15 protein-coding genes and 2 pseudogenes are annotated in these 14,229 nt (G+C 71.1%); 11 read left to right on the top strand and 6 right to left on the bottom strand.

Translation table 11 applies throughout. The annotated features are described in order from the left end of the window. The first annotated feature begins 142 nt into the window (after nucleotides 1–142). Nucleotides 143–1,327, top strand: coding sequence for an NAD(P)/FAD-dependent oxidoreductase (locus SLV14N_RS06105; protein WP_263268468.1), 1,185 nt, complete (start codon nucleotides 143–145; stop codon nucleotides 1,325–1,327). 72 nt (nucleotides 1,328–1,399) lie between these two features. On the opposite strand, the gene SLV14N_RS06100 is transcribed toward SLV14N_RS06105, so the two are convergent. Next, nucleotides 1,400–1,882, bottom strand: coding sequence for a DUF2269 family protein (locus SLV14N_RS06100; protein WP_263268467.1), 483 nt, complete (start codon nucleotides 1,880–1,882; stop codon nucleotides 1,400–1,402). 70 nt (nucleotides 1,883–1,952) lie between these two features. Next, nucleotides 1,953–2,369: a DJ-1/PfpI family protein gene (locus SLV14N_RS06095; RefSeq protein WP_263268466.1), complete on the bottom strand. Its 417-nt coding sequence runs from the start codon at nucleotides 2,367–2,369 to the stop codon at nucleotides 1,953–1,955. A 193-nt stretch (nucleotides 2,370–2,562) separates the two neighbouring features. Here SLV14N_RS06095 and SLV14N_RS06090 point away from each other — a divergent pair. The 8 genes and pseudogenes from SLV14N_RS06090 to SLV14N_RS06055 form a co-directional block, all read left to right on the top strand. After that, a pseudogene (locus SLV14N_RS06090) lies at nucleotides 2,563–3,042 on the top strand (GlxA family transcriptional regulator); the annotation flags it as partial. 305 nt (nucleotides 3,043–3,347) lie between these two features. Further along, nucleotides 3,348–5,384 carry an ATP-binding protein gene (locus SLV14N_RS06085; RefSeq protein ID WP_263268464.1) on the top strand — a complete coding sequence of 679 codons (2,037 nt, stop codon included), beginning with the start codon at nucleotides 3,348–3,350 and terminating at the stop codon, nucleotides 5,382–5,384. After that, nucleotides 5,374–5,823: a roadblock/LC7 domain-containing protein gene (locus SLV14N_RS06080; protein WP_018088399.1), complete on the top strand. Its 450-nt coding sequence runs from the start codon at nucleotides 5,374–5,376 to the stop codon at nucleotides 5,821–5,823. Before SLV14N_RS06085 ends, SLV14N_RS06080 begins: the two co-directional genes overlap by 11 nt. A 2-nt stretch (nucleotides 5,824–5,825) precedes the next feature. Then, nucleotides 5,826–6,224 (top strand): DUF742 domain-containing protein, encoded by a 399-nt coding sequence (locus SLV14N_RS06075; RefSeq protein WP_093645536.1) that lies wholly within the window; start codon nucleotides 5,826–5,828, stop codon nucleotides 6,222–6,224. Beyond that, nucleotides 6,202–6,822: an ATP/GTP-binding protein gene (locus tag SLV14N_RS06070; protein ID WP_208680097.1), complete on the top strand. Its 621-nt coding sequence runs from the start codon at nucleotides 6,202–6,204 to the stop codon at nucleotides 6,820–6,822. Before SLV14N_RS06075 ends, SLV14N_RS06070 begins: the two co-directional genes overlap by 23 nt. Next, the gene (locus SLV14N_RS06065; RefSeq protein WP_208680096.1) at nucleotides 6,819–7,421 is read left to right on the top strand and encodes a GAF domain-containing protein; all 603 of its coding nucleotides are present in this window, start codon (nucleotides 6,819–6,821) and stop codon (nucleotides 7,419–7,421) included. The genes SLV14N_RS06070 and SLV14N_RS06065 overlap by 4 nt, the downstream gene beginning before the upstream one ends. 36 nt (nucleotides 7,422–7,457) lie before the next feature. Continuing rightward, nucleotides 7,458–7,706 (top strand): annotated as a pseudogene (locus SLV14N_RS06060) (helix-turn-helix transcriptional regulator); the annotation flags it as partial. Nucleotides 7,707–7,729: 23 nt separating this feature from the next. After that, nucleotides 7,730–7,972: a WYL domain-containing protein gene (locus tag SLV14N_RS06055; RefSeq protein ID WP_263268459.1), complete on the top strand. Its 243-nt coding sequence runs from the start codon at nucleotides 7,730–7,732 to the stop codon at nucleotides 7,970–7,972. 402 nt (nucleotides 7,973–8,374) lie between these two features. On the opposite strand, the gene SLV14N_RS06050 is transcribed toward SLV14N_RS06055, so the two are convergent. The 3 genes from SLV14N_RS06050 to SLV14N_RS06040 form a co-directional block, all read right to left on the bottom strand. Continuing rightward, nucleotides 8,375–9,709 (bottom strand): acyl-CoA dehydrogenase family protein, encoded by a 1,335-nt coding sequence (locus SLV14N_RS06050; RefSeq protein ID WP_263268457.1) that lies wholly within the window; start codon nucleotides 9,707–9,709, stop codon nucleotides 8,375–8,377. Nucleotides 9,710–10,150: 441 nt separating this feature from the next. Then, nucleotides 10,151–10,465: a hypothetical protein gene (locus SLV14N_RS06045; protein WP_208680094.1), complete on the bottom strand. Its 315-nt coding sequence runs from the start codon at nucleotides 10,463–10,465 to the stop codon at nucleotides 10,151–10,153. Nucleotides 10,466–10,530: 65 nt separating this feature from the next. Beyond that, nucleotides 10,531–11,100, bottom strand: coding sequence for a hypothetical protein (locus SLV14N_RS06040; protein WP_262037604.1), 570 nt, complete (start codon nucleotides 11,098–11,100; stop codon nucleotides 10,531–10,533). Between the two features lie 264 nt (nucleotides 11,101–11,364). Between SLV14N_RS06040 and SLV14N_RS06035 the strand changes: the two genes are divergently transcribed. Next, nucleotides 11,365–11,700, top strand: a complete 336-nt coding sequence (locus tag SLV14N_RS06035) for a hypothetical protein (protein ID WP_317633697.1) — start codon at nucleotides 11,365–11,367, stop codon at nucleotides 11,698–11,700. Between the two features lie 635 nt (nucleotides 11,701–12,335). Beyond that, nucleotides 12,336–13,259, top strand: coding sequence for an alpha/beta fold hydrolase (locus tag SLV14N_RS06030; protein WP_208680093.1), 924 nt, complete (start codon nucleotides 12,336–12,338; stop codon nucleotides 13,257–13,259). 61 nt (nucleotides 13,260–13,320) lie between these two features. On the opposite strand, the gene SLV14N_RS06025 is transcribed toward SLV14N_RS06030, so the two are convergent. After that, complete coding sequence (locus SLV14N_RS06025) at nucleotides 13,321–14,229, bottom strand: transketolase family protein (RefSeq protein WP_263268453.1); 909 nt, start codon at nucleotides 14,227–14,229, stop codon at nucleotides 13,321–13,323.

Raw genomic sequence — 14,229 nt, 5'->3', positions numbered from 1 at the left:
GAGGACGAGCCCCGACCGGCTCCGGTTTCACCGCACCGGTGAACTGAGCGATGCCTCCTGCCTGTTGCCGACCGGGACCGGACCGGTCCGATGGGCCGGCGTGGGCCCGCTCGCCCCACCTGACCAGGAAGAGGAATCACCCATGCCCACCACCCCCGCACCGCGGATCGCCGTTATCGGCGCCGGCCCCGGCGGACTGACCTGCGCCCGCGTCCTGCAGCGCCACGGCATCGGCGTCACCGTCTACGACCGGGACGCCTCCGCCGACGCCCGCGACCAGGGCGGCACCCTGGACCTGCACGCGGACTCCGGCCAGATCGCCCTGCAGGAAGCCGGACTTCTCGACGACTTCCACGCCCTGGCCCGGACCGAGGGGCAGGCCATGCGCATGCTCAGCCGCCATGGCGAGGTCCTCGTCGACTACCGCCCCACCGACGAGGAGGACGCCGCCCCCGAGATCGACCGCGGCCGGCTGCGCACCCTGCTGGCGAACTCCCTCACCCCCGGCACCGTCCGGTGGGGCCACACCCTCACCTCCGTCACCCCACACCCGGCCGGTACGCACCGCCTCACCTTCGACAACGGCGTCACCAGGGACGTCGACCTGGTCATCGGTGCGGACGGTGCCTGGTCCCGGGTGCGGCCGCTGGTCAGTGCCGCCACGCCCGTCCATACCGGCGTGACCTTCCTGGAGGCCCGCTTCGACAAGGTCGACACCGAGCACCCCGCCGTCGCCGAACTCGTAGGCGACGGGCAGGTCTTCGCCACCGGCGACCACAAGGGTCTGATCGCGCAGCGCAACAGCGACCAGCATGTGCGCGCCTACATCGCCCTCCGTGACGACGAGGACGGGTACCCCGCCGCCGGCGTCGGCCTCGACGACACCGAGGCCGTACGCGCCGCGCTGCTCCGGGCGTTCGCCGGCTGGGACGAGCGGCTCCTCGTCCTGATCACCGACAACGACGGCCCGTACGTCAACCGGCCGCTGTTCGTCCTCCCGGCCCCGCACACCTGGCCCCACACCCCGGGCGTCACCCTGCTCGGGGACGCCGCCCATCTGATGACTCCCTTGGGCGGCAACGGCGCCAACTTCGCCCTGCTCGACGGCTGCGAACTCGCGCTGGCCCTCGCCCGCCACGACACCCTCGACGAGGCCGTCACCGCCTATGAGCGGACCATGCTGCCGCGCGCCGCCGCGGCCGGTGACGGCGCGGCGGCACTGAAGCAACTCCTCGGGCCGGGCGACCGCGGCCGCGCCGACGTCCCTGACTTCGCCGAGGAGAAGGAGCGGTACCGGCAGGGGGCCGCCGCATATCGCAGCCGGTGACCGTCGGCCGGCACCGCCCCGTGCGCCTCGGAGGCGTGAGGCGGGCCGGTCAGCCGTGCCGTAAGTGCGGGGTCAGGTTCCCGTGGTGGAGCCAGGCCTGATGATCATCAGGACGGTGACGGTCGCCCACAGCAGATTGAACAGGCCCGTGAGCATCGTCAGCCGGCGGGCGGCTCCTTGATCGGGTATCGAGGCTCCGGGGCGGTCCGCCGCGGCCTCGATCTCGTCCAGGGCGGCATCCTGGCCGGGCAGCACCAGCACCACCAGAAGCGCGGCGGCGCCGGTGGTGAGGACGATGGAGGCGATCAGCCAGCCGCTCCCCAGGACACCGAGGCTGCCGGCGGTGGCGAAACCCAGGACGGGTACGGCGACGCCGAGAGCGGCGTAGACGCGGCAGATGCGGTGCAAGGTGCGCAGCACCGAGCGGGCGGCGGGGTCCTGCGGTTCGGCCTGGGCGCGGCGCAGTGCCCTGGGAAACATGCCGGCGGCGACGGTGACCGGTCCCACGGCAAGGACGGCGGCCAGGACATGCAGGGCGAGAAAGAGCTTTGTCACGGTGGTGGAGCCTTCGCGTCGACGGCGGTGCGGAGGGACGGGGCCGGGGGCAGGGGGCCGGGGGAGTGGCTCATCGAAGGGACGGTTTCGGTCCGTGGTTGCGCCAGACGACGCCACGCCGCTCGTAGGCGAACAACTCCTCAACGGCAAGGGCGACCTTGGGCCCCACCTCCCGCTCCAGCAGATGGATGCCCAGGTCCAGGCCGGAGGTGACGCCGGCGCCGGTGACCAGGTCGCCGTCGTCGACGACCCGGGCCCGCACCACGTGCGCACCCGCCGCCTCCAGCGCGTCCGGTCCCAGATGGTGGGTCGTGGCATGGCGCCCCAAGTCTCCGGTGCCGCTGATCACTTCGCGCCGCCCCTCGGCGGACACCAGCTCCACCCGCACCGCCCCGTCCGAGGCGGCACCCCCGGCGGACAGCACCTCATAGGGAGCGATGGCATCGAGCGGATCGAAGCCGTCGAACAGGACGATCTGAGCGTGCATGAGCAGTCCTTCGGGCAGACCGGCCCGGCTCCGTGCCGGGATCACCAGCGAAGTTAGTCCGCCGTGCCCGCGCACCCCAGTGGCGCTACGGACAACTCTCAACGGAATAACGCCAACTGCCCTGAAGGGCGGTTGAACAGGTGCAGCCGGGCAGGGAGTGCAGGGTGGGGCCAGTTGCCGCCCGCCGCTGCCCTCCGCCGGAGCCGCCGCCGGACTGGACCTGTGTCTGCACCTGATCCGCCGCGACTACGGCTCCGCCGTCGCCGCCGACGCCGCCCGGCTGTCCGTCATGCCGCTCGAACGGGAGGGCGGCCAGGCGCAGTTCATCGTCCAGCCCTACCCGTCCACACCCCGCGGCTCCGCCCTGGAACCCCTGCTCACCTGGCTGCAGAACAATCTGGCCCGCGAACTCACGCCGGCCGATATCGCCGTCCGGGCGGATATGAGCACCCGTACCCTGATACGCCGCTTCCGCGAACAGACCGGTACCACTCCGCTCCAGTGGCTGCACCGCGCCCGGGTACGCCAGGCTCAGCACCTGCTGGAAACCACCACGCACTCCGTCGAACGCATCGGCGCTCAAGTCGGTTTCGGCTCACCGACGGCCTTCCGCGACCGCTTCAAACGCACCACCGGCGTCAGCCCCCAGACCTACCGGCGCACCTTCCGCTGAGCGCCCTGCGGACCGCCGCCGGGCGGCCGTCGGCGCGCCCGGGCGTCATCCGTAACCGAACCGATGCCCCCGGCGCGCGTCACGCCCCCGAGCGCCGTTCGTGAGCCATCGAAAGGGGCACCCTGGGAGGCCTTAACTCCTCCCGAAGGAACGGGAGTTCGGATTGTGTCGCACTGATGTCCGTGCGGCGCCCACTCAGGGAGGTGGCGAGGGGTAGCGAAACCTCGAAGTGGCTCCGGACCCCACCCCGGCAACAACTAGCGTGCGTGCTCCGCGAACTGCCACGGCCGATCCGGAGGGCGCCGATGCCTACCGCATTCCCCCAGGGGACCCAGATGTCCCAGGAGGCTCAGAGATCCCCAGGGTCCCAGGGTTCCCCGGGGGCCGCCCCCGTACCCGCCGCCCGGCGGCGGGAGCGTGAGGGCGGACGACACGGCCGGGCCGCATTCCCCGAGTCGGCCGCCGACTCGGCGATACGGTCCCGTCTGGTCAGGCTCGCCGCCGTCCCCTGTCTCCTCGTCGCCGTCCTCTGCACGGCCGTCGCCGCCTTCGTCGTCCAGGCCGGCGGCGCCCGGATCACCGGCCGCGAGTGGGTGGTGCTCTGCGGCGGGCTCGCCCTGGTCTGCGTCATCGTGCTCACCGCGGGCGCCGCCGCCAATGCCGAGGCCCGCGCCACCGTCGCCCGCTACGCGCGGCTGCGCCAGGTCTGCGCCCGCAGCCAGTCCGACCTGTACGACCTCCTGGACCGCGTACGGCAGGGCGAGTGGATCCAGCGCCGTGAGCCCGACCCGGGGCCGGTGCCCACCGGTGACACCCTCGACCTGCTCGCCCACGAAGTGGCCGCCGCGGGCCGGGCCGCCGAGTCCGCCGTCATCGACGCGGTCGCCATCGCCCGCAGCAACGCCAGCGGCAGCGAACAGAAGGTCGAGGTCTTCGTGAACCTCGCCCGCCGGCTGCAGTCCCTGGTGCACCGTGAGATCGAGCTGCTGGACGAGCTGGAGAACCAGGTCGAGGACCCGGACCTGCTCAAGGGCCTGTTCCACGTCGACCACCTGGCCACCCGCATCCGCCGGCACGCCGAGAACCTCGCCGTCCTCGGCGGCGCCATCTCGCGCCGCCAGTGGAGCCGTCCGGTGTCCATGACCGAGGTGCTGCGCTCCTCGATCGCCGAGGTCGAGCAGTACCCGAGGATCAAGCTGGTGCCGCCGATCGAGGGCACCCTGCGCGGACATGCCGTCGCCGACGTCATCCACCTGCTCGCCGAACTCGTCGAGAACGCCACGATCTACTCCGCCCCGCAGACGCCGGTCCTGCTGCGTGCCCAACTCGTCACCGCCGGACTCGCGGTCGAGGTCGAGGACCGCGGTCTGGGCATGTCCGCCGACGAGCAGACGCGGATGAACGGACTGCTGGCCGACCCCGAACACATCGATGTCGCCGAGCTGTTGAGCGACGGCCGGATCGGGCTCTTCGTGGTCTCCTCGCTCGCCCGGCGGCACGGCATCGTGGTCCGGCTGCAGAGCAACATCTACGGCGGCGTGCAGGCCGTGCTGATCGTGCCCCAGCAGCTGCTCGGCGCGGAACCGGCCGACGGGGACACGAACGGGGCGGGTGCGCCGCACCTCGGACCACCGGACCCCGGCCTGGCGCGCGAGCACGACGGGGGGTACGAGGGCGGATACCCCGGCGACCACGACGCGGGCCAGGAGCGTCACGACCGCCATGACCCCGCCCCCGCGGCCCCGCGGACCCTCGCCATTCCTGCTCCCGGCCCCGCCCCCGACGACACGCTCGACAGGGCACCGCGCGGCTACGACGGCCGCACGGACCCGGGCCAGGCCCCCGTCCCCGCGGACACCGATGCCGACCTCGGCGCCACCCGGCGCCGACTGGTCCGCGCGTCCGGCGCCCACACTCCCGAAGTCCACCTGCCCGACGCGCATGCCCATGAGACGCCCGCCCCCGACATCCCGCCGACCGACCGCCCCGCCGACCCCGGCCCGGTCGTCCTGCCGCCCGCACCGCCCGCCGTGGACAACGGCGCCCGCCCGCGGCTGCCCCGGCGGCGCAAGCAGACACATCTCGTTCCCGAGCTGCGCGGCGAGCCGATCCTGCCGTCCACGACGCCCCGTACGGGCCCGGAACCCGAACACGACCCGGGTCTGATGGCGGCCTTCCGGCGCGGCTTCAGCCTCGCCGACGACACCTACGCCGACGACACCGGCACCACCCCGGCCCAGGGCGGCGACCCCAGCCCGGCCGGCGACGACCTGCTCTACGACCGTGACCGTGACGCCCCGATGGCCCGCCCCCGAGGAGACGACCGTAACCATGGTGAGTGATGTGCGTGCGCAGGCGCATTTGCAGCCGCAGGGAGGCCAGCACACCGACCTGTCCTGGCTGCTGACCGGGCTCGTACAGCGGGTGCCGCACGCCCGGAGCGCGCTTCTGCTGTCCTCGGACGGCCTGGTCAAGGCCGCCCATGGTTTCGACCCGGACAGCGCCGACCACATGGCCGCCCTGTCCTCCGGCCTCTACTCCCTCGCCCGCAGCGCCGGTGTGCGCTTCGGGGAGGGCGACGACGTCCTCCAGGTCGTCGTCGAGCTGGAGTCCACCTTCCTGTTCGTCTCCACCGCCGGATCGGGCGCCTGTCTGGCCGTGCTCGCCGGCCGGGAGGCCGATGTGGCGGTGCTGGGCTACGAAATGTCGATGCTGGTCAAGAGCGTCCGGCCCTATCTCTCCACCCCCGCACGCCAGCAGGCGCCCGCGGGCGGTCGTTGACCATGACCGTGCGTCGCCGACGGCGGAAGGGCGGGGAGCCGTGGTACGACGACGCGGCCGGCCGGCTGGTCCGTCCGTACACCATCAGCAACGGCCGGACCCGTCCGACGGCGCACTTCGACCTGCTGACCATGGTCATGGCCACCGGCCGGCGGCCCGTCTCCTGCCAGGGCCCCGATTACGCCCAGGTGCTGGGGCTGTGCGGCGGGCCGGTCTCGGTCGCCGAGATCGCCGCCCACATACGGCTGCCCGCCGTGGTCACCAAAGTGCTCCTCGCCGACCTCGTCGACTGCGGGGCGATCACCGCGCGGGCCCCCGCAGCCGTTTCGGCAGGGCCCGCGTCCCGTACCGACCGTGCCCTGCTGGAGGCGGTGCTGAATGGACTTCGCAAACGACTGTGACCCCCGTGCCCAGGGGGACCCCGGGACCGACCTCTTCCCCACCGCGCTCAAGATCCTGGTGGCGGGCGGCTTCGGGGTCGGCAAGACGACCTTCGTCGGGGCGGTGAGTGAGATCGAGCCGCTCAGTACGGAGGAACTCCTCACCCAGATCAGCGTGGGGACGGACGATCTGTCCGGTGTCGAGGAGAAGAACACCACGACCGTCGCCATGGACTTCGGCCGGATCACGCTCAGCCCGGCGCACATCCTCTATCTCTTCGGGACGCCGGGGCAGCAGCGCTTCTGGTTCATGTGGGACGAGTTGTCCAACGGCGCGCTGGGCGCGGTCATCCTCGCCGACACCAGGCGCCTGGACCAGTGTTTCGCCGCCGTCGACTTCTTCGAACGGCGCGGCATCCAGTTCATCGTCGCCGTCAACGAGTTCGAGGGTTCCTACCGCTACGACCCGGACGAGGTCCGCAGCGCGATAGACGTCTCCCCGGACATTCCCGTCGTGCTCTGTGACGCCCGCCGGGGCGGCTCGGCCACCCAAGTCCTGGTCTCGCTCGTCCAGCATCTGCTCACCCCCGCCCTCGCCGCGACCCCGGAGCTGCCATGAACCACCCCGCCTCCCGCGTCCCGTACATCTCCTACGACCCGACGCGCCATCTGCTGCTCACCCCGCAGGACGACGAGGCCCCGGCGCGGGTCGCCCGGCTGCGCGCCCTGGGGATCGGTGACTCCCCGCTGCCCGCGTTCGACGAGTTCGCGCGCAAGCTCGCCCGGACCACCAGGGCGCCCTACTCGATGGTCAACTTCATCGACGAGCGGCGGCAGTACTTCGCCGGTCTCTACACGCCCTCGCAGGACCAGGCCGTCGAGCTGGGCCCGGCGCCCGCCAGTGCCCAGCCGGGCCGGGTGATGGACCGTGACCACGGCTACTGCCCGCATGTCATCGTCCGCCGCAAGGCCCTGGTGCTGGAGGACGTCTGCGACTATCCGCGGTTCGCCGGCAACCCCGTCGTCGATGAGATCGGCATCCGCTCCTACCTGGGCGCGCCGCTGATCGACCGTACGGGGACGGCGCTGGGCACCGTCTGTGTCGTGGACCTCGAACCACGGCCGTGGGGGCGGGAGGGGCTGGAGACCATCAAGTCGATGGCCGCCGAACTCGTGGAGCAGATCCACCATATGGAGAAGCAGCAGAGCGACATCTGATGCGGCCCGACGGCCGGACCCGACCCGGACCCAGACCTGGAATGTTCGGTTCATGCGCCGGCCCGGCTCCTCTCCCTTCTCCTCCTGCTGCAGAACCGGGGCAGGCTGACGGCCGGTGAGCTCGCCGAGGAGCTGGGCGTCTCGGTCCGGACCGTCTATCGGGACGCCGACGCGCTGAGCGGTGCGGGCATCCCGGTCCACGGGGATGCCGGGCACTGCGGTGGGTACCAGCTGCTCGGCGGCTACCGGTCGCGGCTCACCGGACCGCACGCCGACGAGGCCGAGCGAACAGGACTCACCGTCCGTCCTTGCGGCGCTCGCCGATGCCGGACCGTCTGGACGCGGCACTGGTCCGCGCCGTCGAAGCCTCGGCAGGGCCGCCGGACGCCGATGGCTGGGTGACGGCGACGGTGCCGCTGGAGTCGGTCGACCTGGCGGTGCCGACGCTGCTGTCGCTGGGCGCGGACATCGAGGTGCTCGCCCCCGAGGAGCTGCGCCGGGGGATCGCGGAGGCGGCGGGCGCCGTGTTCGACCGGTACCGGTCGAGGTAGCCGGCGATCCCGAACTGACTCTGCAGCACCAGGCCGGCATTGCAGAGAGGAAAGCCCACGACGGCGATGTGAAGGTCCGGATGGCGTCTGCTGACGATCCGGTAGACACCGGTGGCCGCCAGGAAGCCTAGGCAGCCGAGGGCGTTCCACGACACCGAACGCTGCCGCGCCCAGGTGGAGTTCGCCGATGACGGCGGTGGGCAGCAGCGCGTTTGAAGACCGCGACGACCACCTCCCCTGGGCGTAGAGCAGGATCAGGATGAAGCGGCGCACCCGCAGCGGCCCGCGCGGCGCTGCCGGGACCGGCGCCTGCTCCCGGAGGCTCACTGACATCTTTTGTCGGTGAAATCCATGCCGCTCAGGCGGACTTCCGGCCCGCGGTCCCGTACCGCTGCTGCCCCCTCATCTCGGCCGGGCGAGCCATGAGGGCCGGTGCGCCGGTCCGGTGCGCTGGCCCGGCACCGTGGGCGTGGTGCCCTCGGCCCGTACCGTGACGGGCGGGTCAGCGGGGGCCTCGTCGGGGACCTCGTCCTCCTCGGGCCACTCCGAGGGCTCCAGCCGCAGCAGATCCGCGAGCCGGCTGGACCAGTCGCCCTGCGCCCGGCCCAGGGCCAGTTCGCCCAGGCGCAGCAGTTGGATGTCGGAGGTGCCGGCCGGTGCGAAGATGTGGTGGGCGTCGCGCAGGAAACGTTCCACCGGCCGGTCGGTGAACAGCCCGCACGCGGCATGGATGTCCATCGCGTCGCGCGCCGACTCCAGCGCCGATTCCACATTGACCAGCTTGGCGTTCATCAGCTCCGCGTCGCACGGCAGTCCCTGGTCCAGCAGATGCACCGCGTGGTACGCGGACAGCCGGGCCAGCAGCAGCCGCGACTGGATACGGCCGAGTTTCAGCTTGATGTTGCCCAGGTCGGCCAGCGGTTTGCCGTAGCGCTGCCGCTCCGTGCAGAACCTCGTCGTCTCGTCCAGCACCGCCTGATGGATGCCCAGCGACACGGCGGTCAGATTGGGCCGTCCGTACAGCACGCTGGAGGAGTAGGCGACCGACAGCCCGTCGCCCTCGCGGCCCAGCAGATTCGCCGCCGGGACCCGGCAGTTGTCGAAGAAGAGCTCGCCGAAGCTGAAGCCGTGCAGGCCCATCGCGGGCTGTTGCTCGCCGACCCGGAAGCCGGGGGTGTCGGACTCCACGAGGAACGCCGAGAGGCCCTTGGAGCCCTCACTGGTGCGGACCACGACGCCGTGCAGATCGCCGACATGGCTGTTGCCGACGTAGATCTTGCGGCCGTTGAGGACATAGTCGTCGCCGTCGCGGACCGCGGTGGAGGACATGCCCAGCACATGGCCGCCGGACTGGGGTTCGGTGACCGCGATGGTCGGCAGGCAGTCGCCCGAGGCTATGGCCGGCAGCCAGGTCTTCTTCTGCTCCTCGGTGCCGAAGTGGACGATCTTCGCCACGCCCAGCTGGGACGCCTGCACCATGGCGCCCATCGCGGCACTCACCCGCGAGAGCTCCTCGATGATGAGGGTCTTGGCGACATGGCCGGCGCCCATCCCGCCGTAGGCGCGGTGCACGGTCGCGCCTATCCACCCCTGCCGGGCGATCAGACGAGACAGGTCATGGCAGACGGACCGGTTCGCCTCCATCTCGGCGATCCGGGGGCGGACCTCGCGTTCGGCGAAGTCCCGCACCCGGTGCCGGAGTGCCTCATGTCTCTGGTCCGTGAAATAGCGATGCAAGACGAGCCCCTCCTTCGCGATCTTTCCCGCGCTGGTTGCACCCCGCCTTGGGACGGCACCGGCGGTGCCGTCTGCAGCGAACGTTCCGGAAAGTGATCTTTCGCTTACCCCGTGCAATACCCGTTGGCATACCTACTGCGGGGCGCATAAAACATCAACTGGTGGCATTTAAGCGAAGAGTTGAAGCGCGAAGCAGTCGCGCACCACCCCCCGCGCCGCAACGGCAGTGGCGTGGTCCCGAAGGTCCCGGAACCACGCCACCCCACGCCTCCCCGTCCCGCCGTGACGGGGGTGCGCCACGTCAGTGCGAGTCGCCGCAGCAGGACTCGCGGCGCTGCTGCCGGGCCCACCTCCAGCCAGTCGGCGTCGCTCCTGCGCTCCCTTTCATGCGGTAGCCCCGCCGCGGAGCGGAAATCCCGCGAGCGGGGTGTTACGTGCGCGCTAGTGGGCGGGCAGCTCAAAGGAGATGCTGGCAGCCCCTACGTCGTAGAGGTTCACGCGCCCGCCCATCCGTGGCAGGTCCAGGGCGACATCTCCAGTGCCGCTCTGCCCCAGCCGGTACGTCGCATCGACGACCTGGCCGGCAACGGTCGTCTTCAGCGTGGAGGCATCCTGCTCCGCGGTCTTGGCGTCCTCCCACTTCATCAGCCCGTAGGAGTGGAAGCCTCCGTATTCGCCGTCGATGTTCTTCACGGTGAGGATGAGGACGCGGACGCGCTTCGGCTTGTTCGCCGTGCCGATGTCGGCCTGTGTCACGTCGTGAACGGTCACATCAGAGAGCCCACGTCGGGATCATCCGGCGGGGGCTTTTTGCGTTCCGGCTATAGCTCTACCGGGCGCCCGCCCTCCCACAATGCCGTCACATGGCTGGCGAAGCGGTCGTACAGCCCGTCATCCTCCAGCCGGCGGAGGTGGAACATGGGGGACTCGTCACCAAGCAGCGACGCGATGTGTGGCGTGACAAGCATCTGGTCATCGAACTGAAAGACCGACAGCGCGATGTGCTGGTCACTGAACCGCGCTTCGACCCCGCGGACGGGACCCATCTTCTCCAGGGCATCCAGGGTGATCCGGATCCGTGTGCCGACGGTCAGGGGCACGCCCTCGACTTCTTCCCGCTTGCGCGTGACGTCGGACCCCGGATCGCCAACGAGGAACCGGATCCGCGCGCCGGAGTCGGCCTTGGCCTTCAGCCGGGCACCGAGTCGCGGGTGTTGCTGCCACAGGAAATAGTTCGTATAGCCGGCGAACGCCAGATTCTGGGATGCTCCCTCGATGAGGGAGGCCCAAAGGGACGTCGGCGCGGCGCTGCGGAAGGGGTAGGCCGCGATGATCTCGCGGTCGTGCCCCGTTTTGACGTGGGAACGCACCGACTTGGGCCACAGAGTCATGGGGTCCACTCCTAGCGCGCGGCCGGCGTCCTCCTGTGTGGACTCCCGGGGAGCACGGTCGGGGTTGCTCAGCCATCGTTCTACCGTCTTGTGTTCAACCCCGACCATACGTGCCAGCTGCCGGGGCCTGACACCGGCACTCGCCATAGCGTCTCGCAGCGCAGTATTCAAGGTTCCTCCCCGGGATGTTTGGGCCACTTGGGACGATAGCGCCGAAGAGGCCGTTCCGTCCCGGCCCTGAAGTTCGTCGTTGCCTGCGCCAAGATGCCTGACGTCGCCCTGGCTCCCTCCCGCGTCGTTGACGAAGGGTGGCATGCGCTCGTCCTCCACACGAAGGTGTACGAGGAGCTCTGCGCGTCGGTCGGGGATTTCGTCCACCACTATCCCGGCTACGGCCCGGACAACTACGACCCGCTGATCTTGGTGCGCACGCAGGACGCCATCGGTATCGCCGGGTACGACGTCGACGAGGAGCTATGGGGAGCCCCGACCGGGGATCAGCTCATCGCAGTGGCCGCAAAGTGTCAGCACTCCCCGTCGGACACCAGCCCCATCAAGCCCATGCCGACGCCCCGCCCGCCGTGCCGGGACAAGCCGTAACCGACGTCTGCCACACTCGGTGCGTCGATTGGAGACCTCATGGCTGAGTGGACCAACCCCCGATACGCCGCCCTGGTAGCCGCGTGGCGTGAAGCTCAGGAAGAGGAGCGGGAGGACCTGTCTCCCGTGAGGGGGTTCATCCTCCCCGACGCTGAACCCCCGCGACCCGAGTGACGCAACGTCCCGAAGCCCCGTCCAAACGCCCTCAGTGGCCGCGGGCGGGGCTTTCTCATTGCCCCGGGCCCCCGCCGAAGACGTCACGCCGGCTGGAAACGGCAGCCTGAGCGATCCTGGAGAGCGTCAGGGGGCGTTCAGCGTCGACGACAAGCCACCCCTTCGCCACGAGGGAGGAGAGCTGCTGCCGGACCTCGTCACCCAGCTCCTCGGCAAGGTCGTCATCCGTGGCGGTGAGGGGCGACGGGGGGCATTCTCGGAACGGTCCGTGGTGTCCAACGATCCTCCTGCGAAAGGGGGTTGCCGCACAGGTGCCGGGCAAGAACCGCCCGATCGTGCCACGCCGCTCGGACACCCGGCCACCCCCGCCACGCGCGCCCCATGGCGCACTGCCGTCCGGCGCGGAAGAGTGGGCGGCGACGACTCGTCAGCACCGCCCCCGGCAGTCAGGAGACGACGCCATGCAGGCCATGCAGCAGGACTTCCACCAGGCTCCGGACGGCGCCCGTATCGCCACCTATACCTGGCTCCCGGAGTCCGGCCACCCGCGTGCCCTCGTCCAGATCGCCCACGGCGCCGCGGAACACGGCCGGCGCTACGACCGCTTCGCGCGCTTTCTGTCCGGCCACGGCTATGCCGTCATCGCCTCCGACCACCGTGGCCACGGTGCCACCGCCGCCTCCACCGGCGGCCGCGGGGTGGTCGGCGAGGACGCCTGGCGGGCGATCGTCAGCGATCTCAAGGGCATCGGCAACCACGCGGCCGCCGCCCACCCCGGACTCCCGCTGGTGCTGCTCGGTCACAGCATGGGCGCCATGCTGGCCCGCGACTACGCCCAGGAGTACGGCGCCGACCTCGCCGGGCTGATCCTCACCGGCACCTTCCGCACCCTGCCCGGCCTGGACATCGACGGTGCCGTCACCGAACTGGAGGAGGAGATCGCCGAGCGCGGCCGCGACGCGCTCTCCGCCTTCATCCCGCGCACCTTCCGCTCCTTCAACGACGCCTTCACCCACCGCACCGGCTACGAATGGCTCTCCCGCGACGCCGCCGAGGTGGACACCTACGTCGCCGACGAGGACTGCGGCTTCCCCTTCTGTGCCGGTCTCGCCGCCGACTGGGTACGCGCCATCCGCAAGATCAACGATCCGGGGAACCTCGCCCGTATGCCGCGCGGACTGCCCGTCCATGTCGCCGTCGGCGACCTGGACCCCTGCCACCAGCGGATGACCCTGATCCATGAACTCCTGGAGGACTTCCGCTATGTGGGCACCCGCGATCTGACCTGGAAGGCCTATCCGGACGCCCGCCACGAGATCCTCAACGAGACCAACCGCGACGAGGTCCAGGACGACCTGCTGGCCTGGCTCGACAAGCACATCTGAGCCGGTCGCACCCTGCGGGGCCGGCCGCCGGTGCCCCGCACCCCCGAGCCCCGGCCCCCGGTCAGGACCCTGCCGTCACGAACCCGGCGATCCGCTCGCGCAGACCGCGCGGATCGAGGCCGTGCGCCGCCAGGTGCTCGTCGAGCTGCCCGTAGCGGCGCAGCTCCCGGCGGCCGACGCCGAGCCCCAGCAGCCGGTGCGGCAGGTCCTCCAGTGCCTCGGCCGCCGGGCGCGTCGAGGTCCCCGCGAGATACGGCTCCACGATCACCACGTCCGAGGTCCCGGCGGCCCCGGCCGCGGCGCGCAGCGTGGCGGCGTCGAAGGGCCGCACGGTCGTCGCGTAGAGCACGGTCACCGACAGCCCCTCGGTCGCGGCGAGCACAGGGTCCAGCATCGGGCCGACGGCGATCACCACCCCGTCGCGCCCCTCCCGCACGGTCCGCAAGCGCGCCCCGTCCACCGCCCGGGGCGCGGCGTTGGTCTGTACGGACAGCCGGACGTAGACCTTGTCGTCACCGGCCGCCGCGGCGTGCCGCAGCAGCGTCTCGGCCTCGTCCGGGTGCCCGGGAACATGCACCGTCCAGCCGTCGAGCGTGTCCAGCAGCGCGACATCGCCGGGTGCCATATGGGTGAAGCCGCCGCTCGGCCAGTCGTAGGAGGCCCCGGCGCTCACCAGAACCCCGCCCACACCCTGGTGGCCGAGGTCCAGCTTCACCTGCTCGAAGGGGCGCTCCACCAGAAAGCTGGCGAAGGTGTGCATGATCGGGCGGAGCCCGGTGAGCGCCAGCCCACCGCCCACACCGATCAGCAACTGCTCCCGGATACCGACGTTCACCACCCGGTCCGGATGCTGCTTTTCCGCCTCGGCGAAGCCGGCCGCCCCGATGTCGGCGAGTACGAGCGCCAGCCGCGGGTCCTGTGCCAGCAGCTGCGAGGTGACCGAGGCGAAGCGATCACGCATGGTGTCCAT

Origin of the sequence: Streptomyces sp. Je 1-4 4N24, assembly GCF_026239515.1 — a bacterium.
GTDB classification, from domain to species: Bacteria; Actinomycetota; Actinomycetes; order Streptomycetales; family Streptomycetaceae; genus Streptomyces; species Streptomyces nigrescens.
This window is presented reverse-complemented; position numbering and strand designations above follow the sequence as displayed.

What these genes read in the sequence shown, in the direction of transcription:
- SLV14N_RS06105 (WP_263268468.1), top strand. Translation starts at nt 143, where the DNA reads ATGCCCACCACCCCCGCACCGCGGATCGCCGTTATCGGCGCCGGCCCC.
- SLV14N_RS06095 (WP_263268466.1), bottom strand. Translation starts at nt 2,369, where the DNA reads ATGCACGCTCAGATCGTCCTGTTCGACGGCTTCGATCCGCTCGATGCC.
- SLV14N_RS06085 (WP_263268464.1), top strand. Translation starts at nt 3,348, where the DNA reads ATGCCTACCGCATTCCCCCAGGGGACCCAGATGTCCCAGGAGGCTCAG.
- SLV14N_RS06080 (WP_018088399.1), top strand. Translation starts at nt 5,374, where the DNA reads ATGGTGAGTGATGTGCGTGCGCAGGCGCATTTGCAGCCGCAGGGAGGC.
- SLV14N_RS06075 (WP_093645536.1), top strand. Translation starts at nt 5,826, where the DNA reads ATGACCGTGCGTCGCCGACGGCGGAAGGGCGGGGAGCCGTGGTACGAC.
- SLV14N_RS06070 (WP_208680097.1), top strand. Translation starts at nt 6,202, where the DNA reads ATGGACTTCGCAAACGACTGTGACCCCCGTGCCCAGGGGGACCCCGGG.
- SLV14N_RS06065 (WP_208680096.1), top strand. Translation starts at nt 6,819, where the DNA reads ATGAACCACCCCGCCTCCCGCGTCCCGTACATCTCCTACGACCCGACG.
- SLV14N_RS06040 (WP_262037604.1), bottom strand. Translation starts at nt 11,100, where the DNA reads ATGACTCTGTGGCCCAAGTCGGTGCGTTCCCACGTCAAAACGGGGCAC.
- SLV14N_RS06035 (WP_317633697.1), top strand. Translation starts at nt 11,365, where the DNA reads ATGCCTGACGTCGCCCTGGCTCCCTCCCGCGTCGTTGACGAAGGGTGG.
- SLV14N_RS06030 (WP_208680093.1), top strand. Translation starts at nt 12,336, where the DNA reads ATGCAGGCCATGCAGCAGGACTTCCACCAGGCTCCGGACGGCGCCCGT.
- SLV14N_RS06025 (WP_263268453.1), bottom strand. Translation starts at nt 14,229, where the DNA reads ATGGACACCATGCGTGATCGCTTCGCCTCGGTCACCTCGCAGCTGCTG.